Below are 22021 nucleotides of genomic sequence, written 5' to 3'. Positions count from 1 at the left end.
CAATACACTCGCTACCGCAGCATGAACGACATCGCCGACAGGCAGTTGAGCATGCGCACCACATGTTCCGCCGACGCCGCGCTAAAGCGCAGCGTGACCGCATCGACGCGCGTAATGGTCGGCCACTGACAGAAGAGATCGGCGAGCGCACTGGTCTGCACGCGCAGTTCGCACTCGACGGGTTTTGCGGCCGCGGCCCGCGTTGCATGCGGTGCGCGTCCTTCGGCGAGATGCTGCTGCACGACCTCGCGCGCCGCGCTCTCTATCGCCGCGCGAGCGTTTGCCGGCGATTGCGTGACGCCGCTCGCGTGCCCCGTCGCGCTCTTCGTCACGACAAAACGCGCGCCTGGAAAACGCGGCGCGGTTTCCTCGGCGAATACGTCGTCGCCCGATAAAAGCGCTACCTGTGCGCCATATTCTTCAGCGAGCGCACCGTACAAACCGGCCTCGCCCACCTCCACGCCGTTCAGCGAAACGCGTGCGAACGCAAAGCTGTTGATGGTGTGCGCGAGAATGCCGCGCGTTTGCGACATCGCGTGATAGCCGATCATGAACACGAGCGACGCACCGTATTCGAGGCCCGCCATCATGCCGAGCGTGCGCGGTTTGCCGAGCACCACCTGAGCGCGTGCGTCGAGCAGATCGGGCAGCAGATTGCGAAAGCCGCCGTGCGAGTCGTTGACCCACACTTGCGTCGCGCCGCCCGCAAAGGCGCCTTCGATTGCGGCGTTCGCTTCGAGCGTCATCCAGCGGCGCGCGGCCTCATATTCGCCGTTGCCCGCACGCGTTTGCTCGGGGTGAAATACGCCGGCTATGCCTTCGATGTCGGCGGAAATAAGGACTTTCATCAGGGACTTTGCTTGAGTAAATGAGCGAGGTCGGGGACGCTCTCGCGCAGCGATAGACGTCGATGGCCATCGCGGCCGGTGACGGATTGCGCGCTCCACAACGCGTCGAGAATCGCCTGCTCGACGCTGTCGGCGCAGGCGCGAAAAAGCGGGTCCATGCATTGATCGGCGACGAGCGGCGGCAGCGCAATGTATTGCGCGAGATGCGGCACCGTGTAGGCCGTCGAAAAGGCGAGCGCTATGTCGCCGCTGCCGTGGCCATACACCGAACCCGTCCGCGCGAGGCCCGCTGCCGCGCGCAACGAAAGGCGCTTGAGTTGACGCGCGTCGAGCGGTGCATCGGTGGCGACGATCATGATGATCGAGCCTTGCTCGGGCTTTGTTGCATCGGCATCGGCTTTCGCTTTCGCTGCGCGTTCAGCCAGGATGCGCCCGACAGGATGGCCGTCGACAACCAGCATCGGCAAACGTCCAAAGTTAGCGAGCGCGAGCGCACCGACGACGTACTCTCGCCCCGCAACGCTCACCACGCGCGATGCAGTGCCGATGCCGCCCTTCAGATCGAAGCACGACATGCCGCGGCCCGCGCCCACCGAGCCGCTTGCCACCTTAGTTCCGGCTGCCGCGTACGCATCGTTGAAATGCTGTTCGCCGATCGCAAGCGCCTGAATATCGTTGAGATATCCGTCGTTGCATTCGAACACCAGCGGATTGACGGTCGGCCACTCGCGCCCAATGCCTGGGTTCGCGTTAATCGCCGCGCGAATCTGCGCCTGCGCCACCGCGGCCACGCCGAACGTGTTGGTCAACGCAATCGGCGTTTCGAGCGTGCCGAGTTCGTCGATCTGCACGAGACCAACGCTCTTGCCGAAGCCGTTGATCACCGACACAGCCGCAGGCACCTTGTCGACAAACGGATCGTCCGCATGCGGACGAATCACGGTCACGCCGGTTTGCAGCGCGCCTTCAGCGAGCGTGCAATGTCCGACGGTGACGCCCTCTACATCGGCGATCGTGCCCAGCGCACCGCTCGGCAATGTGCCGATATGCGGCGCGTTGTTATCAGCCTGCGAAGGTTGCGATTGCATCGAACTCATGCGCGATCGAGTTTCGGATCGAGCGCATCGCGCAAACCGTCGCCGAGCAGGTTGAACGCCAGCACGGTGAGGAAAATCGCGAGACTCGGGAACAGCGCGATATGCGGTGCGGTCACCATATCGGCGCGCGCTTCGTTGAGCATCGCGCCCCACTCGGGCGTCGGCGGCTGCGCGCCAAGTCCGAGAAACGACAGGCTCGCGGCCGTGATGATCGACGTGCCGATACGCATCGTGAAGTACACGACGACCGACGAAATCGTGCCCGGCAAGATATGACGCACGATGATGGTCCAGTCCGACGCGCCGATACTGCGCGCCGCTTCGATATACGTAAGCTGCTTGAGCATCAGCGTATTGCCGCGCACGAGCCGCGCGAACGCCGGAATGCTGAAGATCGCCACCGCGCAGATCACGTTGACCATGCCGTTGCCGAGAATCGCGACCACGCCGATCGCGAGCAGAATGCCGGGGAAAGCGAACAGCACATCGGCCACGCGCATCGTGATGCGATCCCACCAGCCTTCGTAGTAACCGGCGAGCAGCCCGAAGAACGTGCCGATCACAGCGCCTATCGCAACGGAAAGAAAGCCTGCTTCGAGCGAGATGCGCGAGCCCGCGAGAATGCGGCTGAAAATATCGCGGCCCAGTGAATCGACGCCGAACCAGTGCGCAGCGGAAGGCCCCGCGTTCAACGCGTCGTAATCGAAGAAATTCTCCGGGTCGTAGGGCACGATATGCGGCGCGGCAATCGCGACCACGACCAGCAGCAGCACGAAAATGCCGGCGGCCAGCGCCACATGCTGCTTGCGAAACTTGCGCCAGAATTCGCTCCACGGCGTGCGGATCGTGCGCTCGGCGTTCTTGGTTTTGGCCGCATTCGGCTCGGTGGCTGTCGTGCTCATGCGGGCCTCACTTGAAACGGATAGTCGGATTGATCACGGCGTACAGCACGTCCACGACCAGGTTGATGATGATGAATTCGAGCGAGAACAACAGCACCTCCGCCTGAATCACCGGATAGTCGCGCATCGACACCGCATCCACCAGCAGGCGCCCGAGGCCCGGCCAGTTGAATACGACCTCGACGACAATCGAGCCGCCGAGCAGAAAGCCGAACTGAAGCCCCATCATCGTGACGACGGGAATCATCGCGTTGCGCAGGCAGTGCTTGACGATCACGAGCCGCTCGGGCACGCCCTTCGCGCGCGCGGTGCGCACGAAGTCTTCGTTCATCACCTCGACGAACGACGCGCGCGTGAAGCGCGCCATCACTGCCGCGACGGCGGCGCCGAGCGTCAGCGAAGGAAGGATGTAGCTCTGCCACGAACCATCGCCGACGATAGGCAGCCAGCCGAGCTTCACCGAGAAGATTTCCATCAGCAGCATGCCGAGCGCGAAGGCAGGAAACGAAATGCCCGACACGGCGAGCGTCATGCCGAGCCGGTCCGGCCAACGGTTACGCCACACCGCCGACACGATGCCGATGCCCATGCCCAGCACCACCGCCCACACCATGCTCGCGAGCGTGAGCAGCAGCGTCGGCATGAAGCGCTCGGCGATCTCCTCGCTCACGGGCCGCTTGCTGCGCGTGGAAATGCCGAAGTCGCCGTGCGCGATCTTCACGAAGAAGCGAGCGAATTGCTGCGGCATCGGCTTGTCGAGTCCGAGGTCGGCGCGCACGAGAGCGACGGTCGCTTCGTCGGCATCGGGACCGGCCGCGAGCCGCGCCGGATCGCCCGGCAGCAGATGCACGAACAGAAAGACCAGCACCGCGACGATCGCGAGCGTCGGCAGCAGACCAAAGAGACGTTTGACGATGAAATTCAGCATTGAAGCTCAATCCGGCAATGATTCGGGCAACGAAATACCATGTACTGCTCATGCGAGCGCGCGGCGCCGCGCGTCCTGAAGCGTCCTGATCGACGTGCAGCGCCGCGCGCCCGGCTCGTCACTTGATGGCGATTTCGTCGAAGTTAAACGAACCGTCCGGCGCGACATACGCACCCGACAGACGCTTGCTGCGCGCATACACGACCTTTTCCTTGACGAGGAAAATCCACGGCGCGTCGGCCCAGATGCGCTTTTGCGCGTCCGTGTAGAGCGCGGCCTTCTGCGCGCGGTCGGTGGTTTCGAGCGCCTGCTTCAGATCGTTGTCGACGGTATCGTTCTTGTAGTACGCCGTGTTCATCATCTTCGGCGGGAACGAGACCGTTGCGAGCAGCGGCGTGATCGCCCAGTCGGCTTCGCCCGTCGACGACGACCAGCCCGCGTAATACATGCGCACCGGCGCAGTGGCGGCGTCCTGCGCGCTTTCGACTCGGGCGACGCGCTGACCGGCTTCAAGCGCTTCGACCTGCGCCTTGATGCCGACCTGCGCGAGTTGCTGCTGCACGAACTGAATGACCTTCTGCGCCGTCGAGTAGTTATACGCGGACCACAGCGTAGTTTCGAAGCCGTTCGGATAGCCGGCTTCCTTCAGCAACGCGCGCGCCTTCGCCGGATCGTACGGCCACGGCCCGAGCTTCACCGCATAGTCGACGCCCTGCGGCACCACGCCGTCAGCCGGCGTTGCATAACCGGCGAACACGACCTTCGTCAGCGCTTCCTTGTTGACCGCGTAGTTGAGCGCCTCGCGCACCTTCGGGTTATCGAACGGCTTCTGATTCAGGTTCAGGCTGATATAGCGCTGAATGATCGAAGGCGATGCGATCAGATCGACCTTCGGGCTCGACTGCAATTGCGCAGCCTGCTCGAACGGCACCTGAAACGCGAAGTCCGCTTCGCCGGTGCGCATCAGCGCGGCGCGCGTGTTGTTGTCGACCACCGGCTTCCAGTCGATCGCGTCGATCTTCGGGTAGCCCTTCTTCCAGTAGCCGGCAAACTTCTTCACCGTCAGGTCGCCTGCCGGGTCCCACTTCACGAATTCGAACGGACCTGTGCCGACCGGATGGAACGCGATGTCCTTGCCGTATTTCTTCAGCGCGTCAGGCGAAATCATCACCGCCGACGGATGCGCGAGCACGTTCACGAATGCCGAGAACGGCGCCTTCAGCGTGATCTTCACCGTGTACGGATCGACCACTTCGGTCTTCTCGATACGGTTGAACATGTTGTAGCGCTTGAGCTTGTTCGCCGGATCGGTCACGCGGTCGAAGTTCGCCTTGACAGCGTTGGCGTTGAAGTCCGTGCCGTCCTGGAACTTGACGCCATGACGCAGCTTGAACGTGTAGACGCGCGCATCGGGGCTCGCTTCATAGCTGTCGGCGAGCACGTTGACGAGCTTCATGTCCTTGTCGAAGCCGAAGAGGCCCTGATAGAACGACTTCGCGACGGCTTGCGAGAGCGTGTCGTTGGCATCGTAGGGATCAAGCGTCGTGAAGTTCGTGGCGACGGCCATCACTGCAGTCGTTTCGGCGTGCGCGGCGTTGCCCGCGAGCATGGCGAACACTACTGCGCCGCCGCCGAGCAGCGCGCGCAAACGAAACGGAGAAGACGGGACCAGCAGGTTCATGAGTTGGCTCCAGGCTGCGAGTTGAAACGGTTTAGGTTGTGTTTGACGACTTGCTTCGGCGTGTTGCGCCGAGGCTTTTTTGCTTTGCTTTTTGCTTTGCTGCTTTAATCGTTCGGCTTTGATGACTCGTTCAATACGCACCGCCCACGCGATGCTGCGCGACGAAGTGATCGGGCCCGACCGCGATAAGCGGCGCTACCACGGGCTCATCGCTCAATGCGCGGATCGGGCTCGGGATTTCGTCGGCGGCGAGCATGCGTTTCGCGTGACGGCGCGCCGGATCGGCAACCGGCACCGCGCCCATCAGCTTTCTCGTGTACGGATGCTGCGGCGCCTCGAACACCGCACGACGCGGCCCGATTTCGACGATCTGTCCGAGATACATCACGGCCACGCGATGACTGACGCGCTCGACCACCGCCATGTCGTGCGAAATGAACAGATACGCGACGCCCAGTTCGCGCTGCAAATCGAGCATCAGATTGACGATCTGCGCCTGCACGGAGACATCGAGCGCGGAAACGGATTCGTCTGCGATCACGACTTTCGGATTCAATGCGAGCGCGCGCGCAATTGCAATGCGTTGCCGCTGACCGCCGGAGAATTCATGCGGATAGCGGCGCGCGGCCTCGGGCGGCAAGCCGACTTTTTCGAGCAGCCACGCGACTCGCGCTTGCGCCTCGGCACCTTGCGCGACGCCGTGCACGAGCAGCGGCTCCATGATCGAAAAGCCGACCGTGAGCCGCGGATTGAGCGACGCGAACGGGTCCTGAAAAATGAACTGGATGTCGCGGCGTAATGCCTGTAGTGACGCGCCGGTCAGCGAACTGATTTCGCGGCCGTTGAATTCGATTGAGCCGCTTTGGCTTTGCACCAGTCGCAACAACGAGCGGCCCGTGGTCGACTTGCCGCAGCCCGACTCGCCGACGAGCGCGAGCGTCTCGCCCGGCCGCAAATCGAAGCTGACTTTTTCGACGGCATGCACCCGGCCGGTCAGGCGGCCAAAGAGACCGCTTCGCACCGGAAAGCGCGTGACGAGATCGCGCACACGCAGAATAGGCGGCGTGCTTTCGTCGACGCGCGGTTGTTCTTCTTTGGCGACGGCGGCCGCGGGGCGCACGGGTTCATCGGCGCCGCTCAAGCTCGCCTGCTCGACCGTCAGAATCGGAAACTTCGCGGGCTGATCGGTGCCTTGCATTGCGCCGAGACGCGGCACGGCCGCGAGCAGCGCCTTCGTATAAGCATGCGACGGCGCGGCGAAAATCGTATCCGACGCACCCTCTTCCACTTTTTCTCCGCGATACATCACGAGCACGCGGTCCGCGACTTCGGCGACCACGCCCATGTCGTGCGTGATGAAGATCACGCCCATGTTCATCTCGTCCTGCAAGCCGCGGATCAGTTGCAGAATCTGCGCCTGAATGGTCACGTCGAGCGCGGTGGTGGGTTCGTCGGCGATCAGCAACGCGGGCTTGCACGACAGCGCCATCGCGATCATCACGCGCTGGCGCATGCCGCCCGACAGTTGATGCGGAAAGCGCGCGGCCACGCGCCGCGCCTCGGGAATGCGCACGAGTTCGAGCAGGCGCAACGTCTCGGCGAAGGCCGCGGAACGGCTCTTGCCTTGATGCAGCGAAATGGCCTCGCTGATCTGATCGCCCACCGTGAAGACCGGATTCAGCGACGTCATCGGCTCCTGAAAGATCATCGCGATGTCGGCGCCGCGAATCGAACGCATCGTGCCCGACGACGCTTTCGCGAGGTCGAGCACGTTGCCGTCGCGGCGCCGGAACATGATGCTGCCGCCGGCAAGGCGCCCACCGCCGTGCTCGATCAGCCGCATCAACGCGAGCGATGTCACCGATTTGCCGGACCCCGATTCGCCGACGATCGCGAGCGTCTCACCGCGCTCGACCGTGAACGACAGATCGCGCACCGCGTTAAACGTGGTCTCGCCGCTGCGAAACGCAACCGACAGGTTGTCGACCGAGAGCACGCGCTGCGGCGGCAAGGGTTCAATAAGCGGGCTGGCGGTGTGCGATGAAGTCGGCACGGTGGTTCCTTTAAATTCGAACGCGCGGGCGGTTCTGCAATATTATTCTGGATGACGAACTAACGGTAGATCGCCGTCACCGGCGTTTCGCCGACGCGCGCGAAACCGCGGTACATGCCCTCCGTATTGAACGGCAGCGCAATGTTGCCGCGCGCGTCGACGGCGATCATGCCGCCGCGGCCGTCGATCTTCGGCAGGCGGTTCATCACAACGTCGTGCGCGGCGTCGTGCAACGACACGTTGCGATAGGCCATTTGCGCGGCGACGTCGTAGGCGGCGACCATGCGCATGAACATTTCCCCCGAGCCGGTTGTCGAGACCGCGCAGGTCGCGTCGTCCGCATAACAGCCCGCGCCGATCAGCGGCGTATCGCCGACGCGTCCCACCTGTTTATTGGTGACGCCGCCCGTCGATGTCGCCGCGGCCACGTGGCCGTGCCGGTCGAGCGCGACCGCGCCGACGGTGCCGAACTTGCGGTTCGGATCGATCGGTTCGTGCGGCGTGGGCTCCTGAGCAGCCGTTGACGTTGACGATAACGATGCAGCGAGACTCGCGCCGTCGTGGTCGAGCATCGCACGTTGCTGATCGCGCGCAAGCAGCCATTGACGATGACGCGCCTCGGTATCGAAGTACGCAGGCTCGACGAATTCGAGTCCCTGCGCGGCGGCGAAGCTTTCGGCGCCTTCGCCGGTGAAGAGCACATGTTCGCTGCGCTCGAGCACACTGCGCGCCGCCAGAACCGGATTGCGCACGCGCTTCACGCAGCAGACCGCGCCGGCTTCGAGCGTGCTGCCGTCCATGATCGCCGCGTCGAGTTCGTGCGTGCCCGCCGCGGTGTACACAGCGCCACGGCCCGCGTTGAACAGCGGACAGTCTTCGAGCAGCCGCACCGCTTCGCTCACCGCGTCGAGCGCGCTGCCGCCGTCCGCGAGCACGCGTTGACCGGCGCTCAGCACCGCGTGCAACGCCGCGTGATATTCGGCTTCGGCGCTCGGCGTGAGCGACGCGCGCAGGATCGTGCCCGCTCCGCCATGAATGGCAATGACTGCGTTGGTGTTCATCGTTTGAGTTTGGGTTGGGCTTTGGCAGTGCGATGTTTTGCAACGGCGGCGCCGGCCGCTTGCGCGACCGTACTCGCCGACGCCGACGCGGAGAGCGGATCGGTAAGCCACGGCAGGACGAATTCGGTGACTTCGGCGGCCGCCTTCACCGAGCGTTTCGCGCGATACGCAACCGCGTCGCACAGCGCTTCGATCACGGCGAGAACGGCCGCGTCCGCGTTCGCCGCGAGCCGGCGTTCGGAGCGCACATACAACGACAGGTCGGCGAATTGCGCGAGCGGCGAGCGCGGACCGTCGGTGAGCGCAAGCACGCGTGCCCCGCGCGTCGCCGCACGGCGCGCGAGTTCGATGGTGTCGTCGACATAACGCGGGAAGGCGATGCCGATCACGAGGTCGCCTTTATCGCAATTGAACAGACGCCGCGCGGCATGCGACGGTCCGCCGATGAACGCGAGCGACTGCACGTTGTCGTGATAGGCCATCAGGTTGTGCTCCATCAGCCCGGCGAGAAACGCGCTCGTGCCCGCGCCGAGCACGAACACGCGGCGCGCCGCGAGAATGGCTTCGACGACGGCTTCGGCGGCGGCGCTGTCGATCGCGGTGCGCGTCAAATGCAGATTGCTGGCCGCCTGTTCGAGCGAAGCGTCGACGACATCGTCGCCCGCGGCGAGCGACTCTTGCGCGCTGCGTAGCCGCTCGACCGGCGCGAGCGTCGCCTCGAAGCCGCGCACGAGCGCCTCACGAAACTGCGGATAGCCGTCGAAGCCGAGCGCGCGCGCAAAGCGATTCGCCGTTGCAACCGACGCACCGACGACGCCCGCGAGTTCGTCGATCCGCATGGTGGCCGCGCGAAACAGATTGGCCAGCACGTACTCGCCCATGCGCCGATGAATCGGCGTGAGCGTGGGCATCGCCGCTGCGATGCGCGCGGCAATGGCCTGCTCTGCCTGACTGGATGCAACGGACGGTTGATGAATCATGCGGGCGATGCAGCGCGGTAGTGTCTTTGCAACAGCGAGTTCTTAGTGGTGTAAGCGGAATGCATGAAAGTATATTTACATGGAATTGGCCTAGAAAAAAATTCATTTTCATTTTTACGGGTTTGCCCTGGCGTCCTGCACGCAATGGAATTGATCTTCAGCAAGCGGCGGCATGGTGCTGTTCGGGAATGCGGGCGAGCCGCGCGGCAGGCGACATCGCAATGATCGACGCCTGCACGAGAAACGCCGCTGCCGCTACGACGAGGCACGCGTCCACGCTCCAATGCGCGCTGATCAACGCACCCAGCAATGCGCCCGCAGGCCGCGCGCCGTACGTGGCCGTGCTGTTGAGCGCCGAGACGCGGCCCATCATCCGTTGCGGCGTGATGGCCTGACGCAGCGTGGTCGAGCCGACCACCCAGAGGATCGGCCCAACGCCGAGCAGGAAGAAGCTCAGCAGCGCGAGCCAGAACGACGGCGCGACGAGCGTCGCCACCATCACGAGCGAAGCCAGCAGTCCGCACGACGGCCCGATCATCAGCACGCGCCCGAACGTGAGGCGTCGCGCGATGGTGGGCGCGGCCAGCGCGCCGCACACCATGCCGACGCCATACGCGCCAAGCGTGATGCCAACCGCCGACGCACTGAGTCCGAGCCGATGCACCGCATACGGCACGTACACCGCTTGCAGCACGAAGAAGCCGAGGTTGAAAAAGACCGCGGTCGCGAGCATCGGAAGCAGTAAGGCGTCGCGCCAAACGAAGCGCGTGCCGTCGCGCAGTTCGTGCATGAAGTGACGCGCGGGCACTGGCGCGCGAGGCGGTTCGCGCAATCCCGCGAGCAAAGCCACCGCCAACGCCGACAAGCCGGCCGCGCAGCCGTATGCCCAGCCCGCGCCGATCCAGCCGACCAGCAACCCGCCGAGCGCCGGTCCCGCCGAATAGGCGACGCTGCGCGCCAGTTCGAGGCGTCCATTGGCGCTCGCATACGCTTCGCGCGAGACGATCGACGGCACCAGTGACGGCGCGGCAACGTTGTAGGCGACCGTGCCCGTCGCGGCGATGAAACCGAGCACGCCGAGCAAGGGAAGATTGAGTGCATGAGTCAGCAGAAGCATGAGAACGCACAGCATCGCGACGACACGCAGGCTTTCGGCGAGCGCCATCAACGTGCGGCGCGAGCGGCGGTCGGCCCAGACGCCGAGCGGAATCGACAGCAACAGGAACGGCAACGTCTGCGCTGTCTGCAACAAGCCGGTGCCGCGCGCGTCGGCGCCGAGCGCGAACACTGCGACGAGCGGCGCGGCGGCAAGACTGATCTGCTCGGCCGATTGCGCGACGAGATTCGACCATGCGAGCCGCTGAAAAGCGGCCGGCAAAGCGACACGGGATGAGGACGGCGTGGCGTGCATCGATGGCTCCTGCAACGGATTAGGAAGTGACCATCGTGGCCGCGATCGCCGCGCGGCACGCCCCGCTTCTTGCGGTGTTATTCTTCGCTCGCCATGAATCTCGAAAGCATTCTTTTCTCCCAGGGCTTCGGCTCGCGCCGTCAATGCCGCGCGCTGATTGCGGACGCTCGCGTCGCGATTGGCGGCATCGTATGCACGGACCCGGATGCGGACTGCGCAACCGACGACGCGTCGTTCAGCTTCAGCGTCGACGGTGTGCCGTGGCCGTATCGCGAGCATGCGTATCTGCTGCTCAACAAGCCGGCGGGCTATGAATGCTCGCGCGATCCGCAGCATCATTTGAGCGTGTTCAGTCTGCTGCCGCCGCAATTCGCCGAGCGCGGCGTGCAATGCGTGGGCCGGCTCGATCAGGACACGACCGGCCTGCTGCTCCTCTCCGACGACGGCAAGTTCGTGCACATGTTCACGTCGCCGAAACGCAAGGTGCCGAAGGTGTACGTCGCGACCACGCGCCATGCTATCGACGACCGGCAGTTGAGCGCGCTGCGCGATGGCGTGTTGTTGCACGGCGAGTCGAAAGCGGTGGCCGCGATCGACGCTCAGGCGCGCGGCGAGCGCTCGCTCGCGCTTACCGTGATGGAAGGCAAGTATCACCAGGTCAAGCGGATGATCGCCGCGGCGGGCAACCGTTGCGAAGCGCTGCATCGCGAGCGCGTTGGCGGCCTTGCGTTGCCCGCGACGCTTGCGCCCGGCGCGTGGCAATGGCTCGACGAAACCGAACTCAAGCTGTTGGGATCTTCACGGACTGGGTAAACGACAACAGCGCGACAACAGCGCCGCTACAGCGCACGCAACTCTCTGACGACGCAGGACATTCGATGCGCGCGGACGCACATTCGCTCGCGCCCTGCATGCGTTGAACGCTGCGCCGCAGCATGCGGTTGCTCATGGCTCGCCCTATACTCGTCTAAACAAAGACTACAAAGAGTTCAAGGAGGCGCCATGATCGTCCATAACGGAATCATGAACTCATATGTGATGGTGGCGTTTGTGTGTCTCGGGGTGCTGCTGATCGGCGGATTGCTGATCGTGATGCGGCGGCGGCACAAGTACGATCCCAATCTGATCGGCGCGTTGGTCGGCGCAATGCTGTGCTTTTTGCTGCTGGAGGCGCTGCCCGCGCTGACCTGAACGGCGAAGCGAGCGGCGCACGGCGCGCAGCGGTCGCGCCGGGTTCTCTGTTGTCCGCGGCCACGCGACGTGGCTATCGCGCTTCACAGTTTGGCGTCGTTCATCACTTCGAGCGCTGCTCGCCACACCCCGCTTCGCGCAAAAAATCCTCGACGCTCGGATAGCGCAAACGCACGCCCAGTTCCTCTTTCAGACGGCGATTCACGAGCCGCCTCGACTCGCGCATGAACGACAGCAAGGTCGGCTCGATCTGCGCTTCGGCTTGCTCCCGCGTGATGCGTGGCGGGCGGGCCAAACCGAATGCATCCGCAACGAGATCGAAGTACTCGCCCATTTTCAGCGACGAGTCGTCGGACGCATGGATCACGCGCGCGGGCCGGCCGTGTGTCGCGAGACGCACGAGAATCGCGGCGAGGTCGTCGGCGTGAATGTGGTTCGTGTAGACGTCGTCAGTAGCGACGAGCGCGGGCGTGCGTTTTTCGAGCCGCGCAAGCGGCAGGCGATTGCCCGCATAGATGCCGGGAATGCGCGCGATGCTCGCGGCAATCGAGCCGCGCGCGGTTGCGCGCCGCAACTGGCGCTCGGCGGACACGCGGCGCTTCGCGCGCGCATTGGCCGGATCGACGCTGCGCGTTTCGTCGATCCACGCGCCGCCGCAATCGCCATAGACGCCCGTCGTGCTCGCATAGACGAAGCGCACGGGCGCGCGCGAAGCCGCGGTCCGGCGAAGGCCGTCGGGTACAATATTGGCTGGTTCTGCCGCTGTGCCTGCTGTTGCCCACGAGGCGCGAGCGCGGCGCATGCGCCCAAGCGGCGCCGAGGTTGCATAGCGTGTTGCGCGTGCCAAAGCAAAGTCGCGGCGCATGCTCAAGGTGGCGAGCAACGCGCGGGTGCGGCGGTCGTCGTCGCCGGTTTTCTGCGGGGGTGCGAGATGCAGCACGGTCGGCGCGAGACCCGCGAGCCGTTTCAGGCTGCGGCGCTCGTCGAGATCGCCGACCAGCGGCGACACGCCCGCAGCGCGCAATTCGGCGCAGCGCCCGGCGTGGCTGGTGAGCGCGAAGACGTGAGCGTGCGGCAGCAGCAGAGGCACGCAGCGCATGCCGACATCGCCGCAACCTACGATCAACACGCGCGGACGGCGGAAGTTTCGTGTCGCTTTCATGGTGCAGGCATTGTAGCCGCCACGCGCCGCGCGCATCGGGCGGCAGTGGGCGCAGCCCTTGCTGCTCCTCGCTGTAGCTTCGCCGTAGCCTCGCCGTGACTTATTAACGATTACCGACTTTCCATTTCCGAACACATATGGCATTTAACGTCACGCTCCGGCAAAGCGGCCGGCAGTTTCAGGTAGAACAGGACGAACCGGTGTTGACCGCGGCCTTGCGTCAGGGCATCGGTCTGCCGTACGGCTGCAAGAACGGCGCATGCGGTTCGTGCAAGGGCGCCGTGGTGAACGGCCAGGTCGAGCAGCGCGCGCACTCGTCGTCGGCGTTGTCGAACGATGAAAAGACTCGCGGCATGGCGCTCTTCTGCTGCGCGACGGCGTGCTCGGATCTGGAAATCGACATCCGCGAAGTGGCCGGCGTGGGCGACGTGCAGGTCAAAAAGCTGCCGTGCCGCGTGAACGCGATCGAGCGCAAGGCCGACGACGTCGTCGTGCTCAAGCTGCAACTGCCCGCGAACGAACGCCTTCAGTATCTTGCCGGCCAGTACCTCGAGTTCATTCTGAAGGACGGCAAGCGCCGCAGCTATTCGATGGCGAACGCGCCGCACGCCGAAGGCCCGATCGAGCTGCATATCCGCCACATGCCCGGCGGCGCCTTTACCGACCACGTATTCAACACGATGAAAGAGCGCGACATTCTGCGCTTCGAAGCGCCGCTCGGCACGTTCTTCCTGCGCGAAGAATCGGACAAGCCGATCGTGCTGCTCGCGTCGGGCACGGGCTTCGCGCCGCTGAAGGCCATCGTCGAACATGCGGTGTTCAAGAACCTGAATCGCCCGATGACGCTGTACTGGGGCGCGCGTCGCAAGAAAGACCTGTATCTGCTCGAGCTTGCCGAGCAATGGGCGCGCGAGATTCCGAATTTCAAGTTCGTGCCGGTGCTGTCGGAGCCGGATGCGAGCGATGCGTGGACCGGCCGCGTCGGCTTCGTCCATCGCGCGGTGATCGAGGATCTGCCGGATCTGTCCGCGTATCAGGTGTATGCGTGCGGCGCGCCGGTCATGGTCGAATCGGCGCAGCGCGATTTCACGCAACATCATCGCCTGCCCGAAGACGAGTTCTACGCGGATTCGTTCACGAGCGCGGCGGATCTCGCCAACGCCGTCTAAGCAAAACGCCGACGCGACGCGCTGTGTGCAAATTCATGGTTTACACCGGCGCTTGCCTTGTCGTATTCTTTCGCGCATGAACCGCATCCAGTCCGAACTTCGACGTCGCCGCTCGCCGCTTCCCTAGGGACGCCGCCGGCTTCGTCACGGATTCGCGCTACAACAGAGCGCAAGCTGTTCGAATCATGAAAGCCACGGCATGCCGTGGCTTTTTTGTTTTTCCCTCACCCACTTGTTACCCGCTGCCTGGAGCCTGCCGTCATGAACTTCAATGAGTATCCGATCGAGTCGCTGATGTACATCACGAACCGGCCCGACATCGTTTTCACGCACGGCAAGGGCTCGTGGATCTACGACAACAACGGCAAGCGCTATCTCGACTTCATTCAGGGCTGGGCCGTGAACTCGCTCGGGCACTGCAATGAAGGCATGATCGAAGCGTTGAACAAGCAGGCGCAACTGCTCATCAATCCGTCGCCGGCTTTCTATAACGAGCCGATGGCGAAGCTCGCCGGCCTGCTCACGCAACATAGCTGCTTCGACAAGGTGTTCTTCGCGAACAGCGGCGCGGAAGCGAACGAAGGCGCGATCAAGCTCGCGCGCAAGTGGGGCAAGAAGAACAAGGACGGCGCGTTCGAAATCATCACGTTCGATCACAGCTTCCACGGCCGCACGCTCGCCACCATGTCGGCGAGCGGCAAGCCGGGCTGGGACACGATCTACGCGCCGCAAGTGCCGGGCTTCCCGAAAGCGGATCTGAACGACATTGCGTCGGTGGAAAAACTGATCAACGCGAAGACGGTCGCGGTGATGCTCGAACCCATTCAGGGCGAAGGCGGCGTGATTCCCGCCACGCGCGAGTTCATGCAGCAACTGCGCGAGCTGACCCGCAAGCACAACCTGCTGCTGATCGTCGACGAAGTGCAAAGCGGCTGCGGTCGCGCCGGCACGCTGTTCGCGTATGAGCTGTCGGGCATCGAGCCGGACATCATGACGCTCGGCAAGGGCATCGGCGGCGGCGTGCCGTTGGCTGCGCTGCTTTCGAAAGCCGAAGTTGCGATCTTCGAAGCGGGCGATCAGGGCGGCACCTACAACGGCAATCCGTTGATGACGGCCGTCGGCTATTCGGTGATCTCGCAACTGACCGCGCCGGGTTTCCTCGAAGGCGTGCGCGCGCGCGGCGACTATCTGCGCGCGAAGCTGCTGGAGTTGTCGGAAGAACGCGGCTTCAAGGGCGAGCGCGGCGAAGGTCTGCTGCGCGCGCTGCTGCTCGGCAAGGACATCGGCAACCAGATCGTCGAAAAGGCGCGCGACATGCAGCCCGACGGCCTGCTGCTGAACGCGGCGCGTCCGAACCTGCTGCGCTTCATGCCGGCGCTGAACGTCACGAACGAAGAGATCGACCAGATGATGGCGATGCTGCGTTCGATCCTCGACACGCTGTAATCGAAGCGGGCCACGCATGATGAGTACGACCGCCGCGCTTTCGATCCGCCGTTTCGACGCACGCGACACCGACGCCGTGATCGCGTTGTGGCAACAGGCGTTTCCCGAGTATCGGGACGCGACGAAGCCGCAACGCAACCCGCATCTGTCGATTGCAAACAAGCTCGCGACGCAGCCCGAATTGTTCTTCGTGGCCGTGCTGGGTGAACGCGTGGTCGGCACGGTGATGGGCGGCTACGACGGTCATCGCGGCTGGCTGTACTCGCTCGCCGTCGACGAGTCGTTGCGGCGGCATGGCATCGGCTCGCGTCTGGTCGCGCACGTCGAAGCGGCGCTGACCGCGCTGGGCTGCCCGAAGCTGAACCTGCAAGTGCTGTCCGCGAAGAACGACGTGCGCGCGTTTTACGAAGCGCTCGGTTATCGCGCGGATGAAGTCGTGAGTTTCGGCAAACGTCTTGGCGAGCTGGCGGATTCTTCGCGGGGTTGAGTGCTTCGTGGTGCGGTGTGCTGCGCCGCGCCGCGCAAAGACAAAGGCCGCATGCGTTGGTTACGCATGCGGCCTTTGTTATTGAGGCTTTAGTTTGCGAGGCTTATTCGCCCAACTCATTCACCCAGCTCATTCACCCAGATACGCCGCCCGCACCTTCGGATCGTCCAGCATCTGCTTCGCATCCCCCGACATCGTGACGAGACCCGAGTCCATCACATAGCCGCGGTTCGCCGCCTGCAACGCGAGACGTGCGTTCTGCTCGACCAGCAGCACGGTCATGCCTTCACCCGAAATCGCGCGCACCACTTCGAAGATCTTCTCGACCATGATCGGCGACAGACCCATCGACGGCTCGTCGAGCAGCAGCAGCTTGGGACGCGAGATGATCGCGCGCGCCATCGCCAGCATCTGCTGTTCGCCGCCCGACAGCGTGCCCGCGTATTGCGTGGCGCGCTCCTTCAGACGCGGGAAAAAGCCGAACATGCGATCGACGTCGGCCTTGATGCCGTCGGTGTCTGTGCGCAGATAAGCGCCCATCTGCATGTTCTCGACAATCGACATGCGCGCGAAGATGCCGCGGCCTTCCGGCACCATCGCGAGGCCGCGCTTCAAAAGCTCGTGCGGCGGCACGCCCTTGATCGACTGGCCCATATACTCGATGTCGCCCGCGGCATACGGCTTCAGACCCGTGATCGCCTTCATCGTCGTGGTCTTGCCCGCGCCGTTTGCGCCGATCAGCGTGACCAGCTCGCCCTGCGCGACTTCGAGATCGATGCCCTTGACTGCCTGGATGCCGCCGTAGTTGACCTGAAGGCCCTTGATTTTCAACATGGTTTGCGTCGTGGACATCAGTGGACTCCTGCACCCAGATAAGCTTCGATCACCTTCGGATCCTTCTGCACGTCTTGCGGCAGACCTTGCGCAATCACCTTGCCGTAGTCGAGCACCGTCATCTGGTTGCACAGACCCATCACGAGTTTCACGTCGTGCTCGATCAGCAGAATCGTCTTGCCGTCCGCGCGAATCTTGTCGAGCAGCCTGGTCAGTTCAACTTTTTCCGTTGCGTTCATGCCGGCAGCGGGTTCGTCGAGTGCGAGCAGCTTCGGATCGGTCGCGAGCGCGCGCGCGATTTCAAGCCGGCGCTGGTGACCGTACGACAGATTGCGCGACGTGTAGTCCGCGTACTGCGCGATGCCGACGTACTCCAGCAGTTCGATCGCGCGCTCCTTGATCTCGCGCTCTTCCTTGCGCTCGGCCGGCGTCTGGAACACCGCGCCGATCAGGCCGTGCTTCGTGCGCACGTGGCGGCCGACCATCACGTTTTCCAGCGCGGTCATGCCGCCGAACAGACGAATGTTCTGGAACGTGCGCGCGATGCCGGCCTTCGCAACCTGATAGACGGCCGTCGGCGTGTAGTTCTGGCCGTCGAGCTTGAAGTCACCCGAGTCAGGCGTGTAAAGGCCCGTGATCACGTTGAAGAACGTGGTCTTGCCGGCGCCGTTCGGGCCGATCAGACCGTAAATAGTGCCTTCCTCGATCTGAAGACCGACGTCCGACAGCGCCTGCAAACCGCCAAAGCGCTTGTTCACGCCCTGCACGGACAGACGGATTTTTTTATCGCTCATGTGATTTCTCCTATCCGCGTCCGTTACGCGCGCACCGGCTTCTTGCCGGCACGCTTCGACAGTTTGGCAATCTTGTCTTCGTGCTTCGGCGACGGCCACAGGCCTTCCGAGCGGTACAGCATGATCAGCACCATCGCCAACGCGTAGACGAGCTGACGGATCACTTCCGTATCGACGATTTCATGGCCGAAGATCATGTGCTGCAGCGGACCCATCGTCGAGCGCAGGAATTCGGGCAGCACCGCGAGCAGCACCGCGCCGAGAATCACGCCGGGAATGTGACCCATGCCGCCGAGCACCACGCACGCGAGCACCACGATCGACTCGGGCAGCGTGAACGATTCCGGCGACACGAAGCCCTGGAACGCGCCGAACATCGCACCCGACAGACCGCCGAACGACGCGCCCATCGCGAACGCGAGCAGCTTCACGTTGCGCGTGTTGATGCCCATCGCCTTCGCGGCGATTTCGTCTTCGCGGATCGCGGCCCATGCGCGGCCGATACGCGAGTGCTGCAAACGCGTACACACCCAGATCACGAGCAGCGCGGCGAGCACGAACAGGTAGTAGTACGAGTACACCGACGGAAACTGGAAGCCGAATAGCGAGTGCGACTGCGACAGGCTGAAGTCGCCCAGGTGCACCGGCGCGATTGCCGTAATGCCCTTTGGGCCGTTGGTGATGTTCACCGGACGGTCGAGGTTGTTCAGGAAAATCCGCACGATTTCCCCGAAGCCCAACGTCACGATGGCGAGATAGTCGCCGCGCAGACGCAGCGTCGGTGCGCCGAGCAAGACGCCGAACAGCGCGGCCACGCCCATCGCGCACGGCACGATGATGAGGAACGGCACGTGCAGCCCGTTCGGCGCGAGATGCGCGATCCATTCGAATTGCGACGACAGGTGCGGCGACGACAGCAGCGCCGCCGTGTACGCGCCGACCGCGTAGAACGCGATGTAGCCCAGGTCGAGCAGGCCGGCGAAGCCGACCACCACATTGAGGCCGAGCGCGAGCATCACGTACAGCATCGCGAAGTCGAGCACGCGGACCCAGTAGTTGCCGCCCGCGGTGCCGATGATCATCGGCGCGGCGATCACGAGCACCGCCGTGATGATGCCGACGGTCAGCGTCTTCGCCAGGTTCTTCTCGGGAATGAGCGTCGTCGACGGCTCGATCGGTTGAATTGAGGTCATTTGATTTACTCCTTGGCCTGGATCAAGCGCGATCCGCAACGCGTTCGCCGAGCAGACCCGACGGACGGAACACCAGCACGATGATCAGCACGATGAACGCAAACACGTCCTGATAGTTACTGCCGAACACACCACCTGTCAGGTTGCCGATATAACCCGCGCCCAACTGTTCGATGAGCCCCAGAATCACGCCGCCGACCATCGCGCCGCCGAGATTGCCGATACCGCCGAGCACGGCCGCGGTGAACGCCTTCAGGCCTGGGATGAAGCCCATGTAGAAGTGCGCGTTGCCATATTCGGAGGCGATCATCACACCGGCGAGCGCGGCGAGCGCCGAGCCGATCATGAAAGTGGCCGAGATCACGAAGTTCGGGTTCACGCCCATCAGCGAGGCGACGCCGGGGTTCTCGGCAATTGCGCGCATTGCGCGGCCGAGCTTGGTCTTGTGCACGAGGAGCAGCAGGCCCGCCATCACGAGGAACGCGACGACGATGATCACGATTTCAGTCATCGAGATCACGGCGCCGGGCGTCGTATCGGTGGCCTTGATCACGTTCAGCGGATCGGTGGGCAGAAGCTGCGGGAACGGCAGCGGATTGCGCGACCAGATCATCATGGCGAGCGTCTGCAGCAGGATCGACACGCCGATCGCGGTGATCAGCGGAGCAAGACGCGGCGCCTTGCGCAGCGGCCGGTATGCCACGCGCTCGATTGTGTAGCCGACGACCGCGCAGACCACGGCGGCGATCGCCAGCGCGATGCAGAGCGTCGGCACATTGCCCAAGCCGGGGAAGTGGTTCTGCAGCACGCCTATGGCTGACAGCGCAACCATCGCGCCGACCATCAACACGTCGCCGTGAGCGAAGTTGATGATGCCCAGAATGCCGTAAACCATCGTATAGCCCAGTGCGATGATGGCGTAAACGCTGCCAAGCACCAGCCCGTTGAGGACCTGCTGGATGAAGATATCCATTTAATGCTCCTTAGCCCGTGCGGCTGGATTCGCGCTCTTCATCAGCCGGTGGGCGGTGATGCGTCACGCAATCTCAACGGCACTGCGGGTACTGATGTAAAAGACCGGTAAGGGTTTATCCGCCGCCGATTCACCTTCACGACTGGGTCACAGTCGCAGGCTAGCCTTCAGCGGATGCAAAAACGGCACCGTCGGGTGGTTCGGTGCCGTCAGGCTGAACGTCCCGTCATTACATCTTCACGACGTCGAGAACCGCTTTCTTGCCGTCCTTGAAGTCGTAAAGCGTAATGGCGCCCTCTTTCAAATCACCCTTGTCGTCGAACGCGATGCGGCCGATTACCCCGTGGTAATCGGTGGACGGCATCGCAGCCAGCACCTTGGGCGCCTCGATCGAATTAGCGCGCTTCATTGCATCGACAATCACGTACACAGCGTCGTACGTGAACGGTGCGTAAATCTGCACCGGCGTGTGGAAGCGGTCGACGTACTTCTTCTCGAAGTCCGCTCCCCTGTCCATTTTCGAAAGCGCGAGTCCCGCTTCCGAACAGACCAGGTTTTGCACGGCGGTTCCCGCCAGCTCACCTACCTTGTCGGTACACACGCCGTCGCCGCCAAGGATTTTTGCCCTGATACCGAGCGCCGCCGCCTGTTTGGCAAACGGCCCGCCCGTTGCGTCCATGCCGCCGAACATGATGGCGTCCGGATGAACACTCTTGATCTTCGTGAGGATGGCCCGGAAGTCCGTGGCCCGGTCGTTCGTCGCTTCGCGCGTGACGACTTTCGCTCCGTTCGCCTCGGCGGTCTTCGCGAATTCGTCCGCGAGTCCCTTGCCGTAGGCGGTCGCATCGTCCACGACGGCGATGCGTTTCGCGCCCAGCGCCTTCGTCGCGTAATTGGCGAGTGCGGGACCCTGCTGCGCGTCGGTGGCGACGACGCGGTAGGTCGTCTTGAAACCCTGCTGCGTGTAAGCCGGGTTCGTCGACGACGGCGAGATCTGCACGATGCTCGCGTCGCTATAGACCTTGGAAGCCGGAATCGACACGCCCGAATTCAGATGCCCGACGACGGCCACCACGTGATCGTCCACCAGCTTTTGCGCGACGGCCGTTCCCGTTTTGGGGTCGGCGGCGTCGTCCTGCGCGTCGAGTTGCAAGTCGATCTTGTGGCCGTCGATCGTCAGGCCCTGCGCGTTGATTTCCTCGACCGCGAGACGCGCGCCGTTTTCGTTGTCTTTACCAAGATGTGCAATGCCGCCCGTCAACGGAGCCGCATGGCCGATTTTCACGACGATTGCTTCGCTTGCCGGCGCCGCGGATGCCGCTGCCGCCGACGCACCTGCTCCCGCCTCGCCATCCTGTTTTTTGCCGCACGCGGTCAACATCGCAACCGCGGCCGCGATGGACACGGCGTAAGCAAACTTGACTCGCATTAAGTAGGTCTCCCGCCCTTGCAAATTCCATCGTCTGAAGGCGCTAAGGCCTTGAGAACGCGCGCATTGTAACTCCAATTTTGCGACGGGCAATATTGTTGAACCGGCAGGGTTTTCCTGCATTGCAACCGTATTTTGAGACCGCTTTCGCGCAAAAGGCGCAACCCGGTTGCGACTGTTTTTCGTGCATCAGTTGCACCGGCTTGGGAACGCATGGCATCAAGTGTTGCGGCCGAACGGCGCTGCGGCCTGCTACAGCGTGGTTTACGTCAAATGGTGGGTTTTGTTGAGCCGCCTTTGGCGAGCACCATTTTAGTGCGCCAAAATTGCAACAGCGCGGATAGGTCGCAAACAATCGGGGACGCATCATCGAAAAACCGAT

Annotated in this window: 20 protein-coding genes; 5 read left to right on the top strand and 15 right to left on the bottom strand. The window is 63.5% G+C overall.

Annotation, left to right across the window (positions count from 1 at the left end; all coding sequences use genetic code 11):
• Positions 1-11: 11 nt before the first annotated feature.
• The 9 genes from C8K18_RS18705 to C8K18_RS18665 form a co-directional block, all read right to left on the bottom strand.
• Complete coding sequence (locus C8K18_RS18705; protein WP_107708732.1) at positions 12-848, bottom strand: M55 family metallopeptidase; 837 nt, start codon at positions 846-848, stop codon at positions 12-14.
• Positions 848-1945 carry a P1 family peptidase gene (locus C8K18_RS18700; protein ID WP_006050139.1) on the bottom strand — a complete coding sequence of 366 codons (1098 nt, stop codon included), beginning with the start codon at positions 1943-1945 and terminating at the stop codon, positions 848-850. Before C8K18_RS18700 ends, C8K18_RS18705 begins: the two co-directional genes overlap by 1 nt.
• Complete coding sequence (gsiD, locus tag C8K18_RS18695; protein ID WP_006050138.1) at positions 1942-2847, bottom strand: glutathione ABC transporter permease GsiD; 906 nt, start codon at positions 2845-2847, stop codon at positions 1942-1944. Before gsiD ends, C8K18_RS18700 begins: the two co-directional genes overlap by 4 nt.
• 7 nt (positions 2848-2854) lie before the next feature.
• Positions 2855-3775, bottom strand: a complete 921-nt coding sequence (gene gsiC / locus C8K18_RS18690; RefSeq protein ID WP_006050137.1) for a glutathione ABC transporter permease GsiC — start codon at positions 3773-3775, stop codon at positions 2855-2857.
• Between the two features lie 118 nt (positions 3776-3893).
• Positions 3894-5456, bottom strand: coding sequence for a glutathione ABC transporter substrate-binding protein GsiB (gene gsiB, locus C8K18_RS18685; RefSeq protein ID WP_029968019.1), 1563 nt, complete (start codon positions 5454-5456; stop codon positions 3894-3896).
• A 130-nt stretch (positions 5457-5586) separates the two neighbouring features.
• Complete coding sequence (locus tag C8K18_RS18680; RefSeq protein WP_107708729.1) at positions 5587-7509, bottom strand: dipeptide ABC transporter ATP-binding protein; 1923 nt, start codon at positions 7507-7509, stop codon at positions 5587-5589.
• Positions 7510-7568: 59 nt separating this feature from the next.
• On the bottom strand, positions 7569-8570 hold the full coding sequence (locus tag C8K18_RS18675) for an isoaspartyl peptidase/L-asparaginase family protein (RefSeq protein ID WP_107708727.1): 1002 nt from the start codon (positions 8568-8570) through the stop codon (positions 7569-7571).
• Complete coding sequence (locus C8K18_RS18670; RefSeq protein WP_107708725.1) at positions 8567-9550, bottom strand: MurR/RpiR family transcriptional regulator; 984 nt, start codon at positions 9548-9550, stop codon at positions 8567-8569. Before C8K18_RS18670 ends, C8K18_RS18675 begins: the two co-directional genes overlap by 4 nt.
• Before the next feature lie 157 nt (positions 9551-9707).
• A complete protein-coding gene (locus C8K18_RS18665; protein WP_107708723.1) occupies positions 9708-10961 on the bottom strand; it encodes an MFS transporter in 1254 nt (417 codons plus the stop codon).
• Between the two features lie 93 nt (positions 10962-11054).
• On the opposite strand from C8K18_RS18665, the gene C8K18_RS18660 reads away from it, so the two are divergent.
• Positions 11055-11774: a pseudouridine synthase gene (locus tag C8K18_RS18660; protein WP_107708721.1), complete on the top strand. Its 720-nt coding sequence runs from the start codon at positions 11055-11057 to the stop codon at positions 11772-11774.
• 189 nt (positions 11775-11963) lie between these two features.
• The gene (locus C8K18_RS18655) at positions 11964-12152 is read left to right on the top strand and encodes a hypothetical protein (protein ID WP_006050130.1); all 189 of its coding nucleotides are present in this window, start codon (positions 11964-11966) and stop codon (positions 12150-12152) included.
• 103 nt (positions 12153-12255) lie between these two features.
• On the opposite strand, the gene C8K18_RS18650 is transcribed toward C8K18_RS18655, so the two are convergent.
• Positions 12256-13314, bottom strand: coding sequence for an NAD-dependent epimerase/dehydratase family protein (locus tag C8K18_RS18650; protein WP_107708778.1), 1059 nt, complete (start codon positions 13312-13314; stop codon positions 12256-12258).
• A 137-nt stretch (positions 13315-13451) separates the two neighbouring features.
• On the opposite strand from C8K18_RS18650, the gene C8K18_RS18645 reads away from it, so the two are divergent.
• The 3 genes from C8K18_RS18645 (at position 13452) to C8K18_RS18635 (ending at position 16416) form a co-directional block, all read left to right on the top strand.
• Complete coding sequence (locus tag C8K18_RS18645) at positions 13452-14483, top strand: CDP-6-deoxy-delta-3,4-glucoseen reductase (RefSeq protein ID WP_006050128.1); 1032 nt, start codon at positions 13452-13454, stop codon at positions 14481-14483.
• A 261-nt stretch (positions 14484-14744) separates the two neighbouring features.
• Positions 14745-15929, top strand: coding sequence for an acetylornithine transaminase (locus tag C8K18_RS18640; protein WP_006050127.1), 1185 nt, complete (start codon positions 14745-14747; stop codon positions 15927-15929).
• Between the two features lie 19 nt (positions 15930-15948).
• Complete coding sequence (locus C8K18_RS18635; RefSeq protein ID WP_107708777.1) at positions 15949-16416, top strand: GNAT family acetyltransferase; 468 nt, start codon at positions 15949-15951, stop codon at positions 16414-16416.
• Positions 16417-16545: 129 nt separating this feature from the next.
• Here C8K18_RS18635 and C8K18_RS18630 read toward each other — a convergent pair whose 3' ends face one another.
• The 5 genes from C8K18_RS18630 to C8K18_RS18610 form a co-directional block, all read right to left on the bottom strand.
• Positions 16546-17250 (bottom strand): ABC transporter ATP-binding protein, encoded by a 705-nt coding sequence (locus tag C8K18_RS18630; RefSeq protein WP_029968028.1) that lies wholly within the window; start codon positions 17248-17250, stop codon positions 16546-16548.
• Positions 17251-17267: 17 nt separating this feature from the next.
• Positions 17268-18044: an ABC transporter ATP-binding protein gene (locus C8K18_RS18625; protein ID WP_006050124.1), complete on the bottom strand. Its 777-nt coding sequence runs from the start codon at positions 18042-18044 to the stop codon at positions 17268-17270.
• Between the two features lie 23 nt (positions 18045-18067).
• On the bottom strand, positions 18068-19237 hold the full coding sequence (locus tag C8K18_RS18620) for an ABC transporter ATP-binding protein (RefSeq protein ID WP_006050123.1): 1170 nt from the start codon (positions 19235-19237) through the stop codon (positions 18068-18070).
• A 22-nt stretch (positions 19238-19259) separates the two neighbouring features.
• Positions 19260-20210: a branched-chain amino acid ABC transporter permease gene (locus tag C8K18_RS18615; protein WP_006050122.1), complete on the bottom strand. Its 951-nt coding sequence runs from the start codon at positions 20208-20210 to the stop codon at positions 19260-19262.
• Positions 20211-20439: 229 nt separating this feature from the next.
• Complete coding sequence (locus tag C8K18_RS18610) at positions 20440-21639, bottom strand: branched-chain amino acid ABC transporter substrate-binding protein (protein ID WP_029968029.1); 1200 nt, start codon at positions 21637-21639, stop codon at positions 20440-20442.
• Between the last annotated feature and the right edge of the window lie 382 nt (positions 21640-22021).

Origin of the sequence: Paraburkholderia sp. GV068, assembly GCF_003058125.1 — a bacterium.
GTDB lineage: Bacteria > Pseudomonadota > Gammaproteobacteria > Burkholderiales > Burkholderiaceae > Paraburkholderia > Paraburkholderia graminis.
The sequence above is the reverse complement of the archived record's forward strand: the minus strand, read 5'-3'. Positions and strand labels throughout refer to the sequence as shown.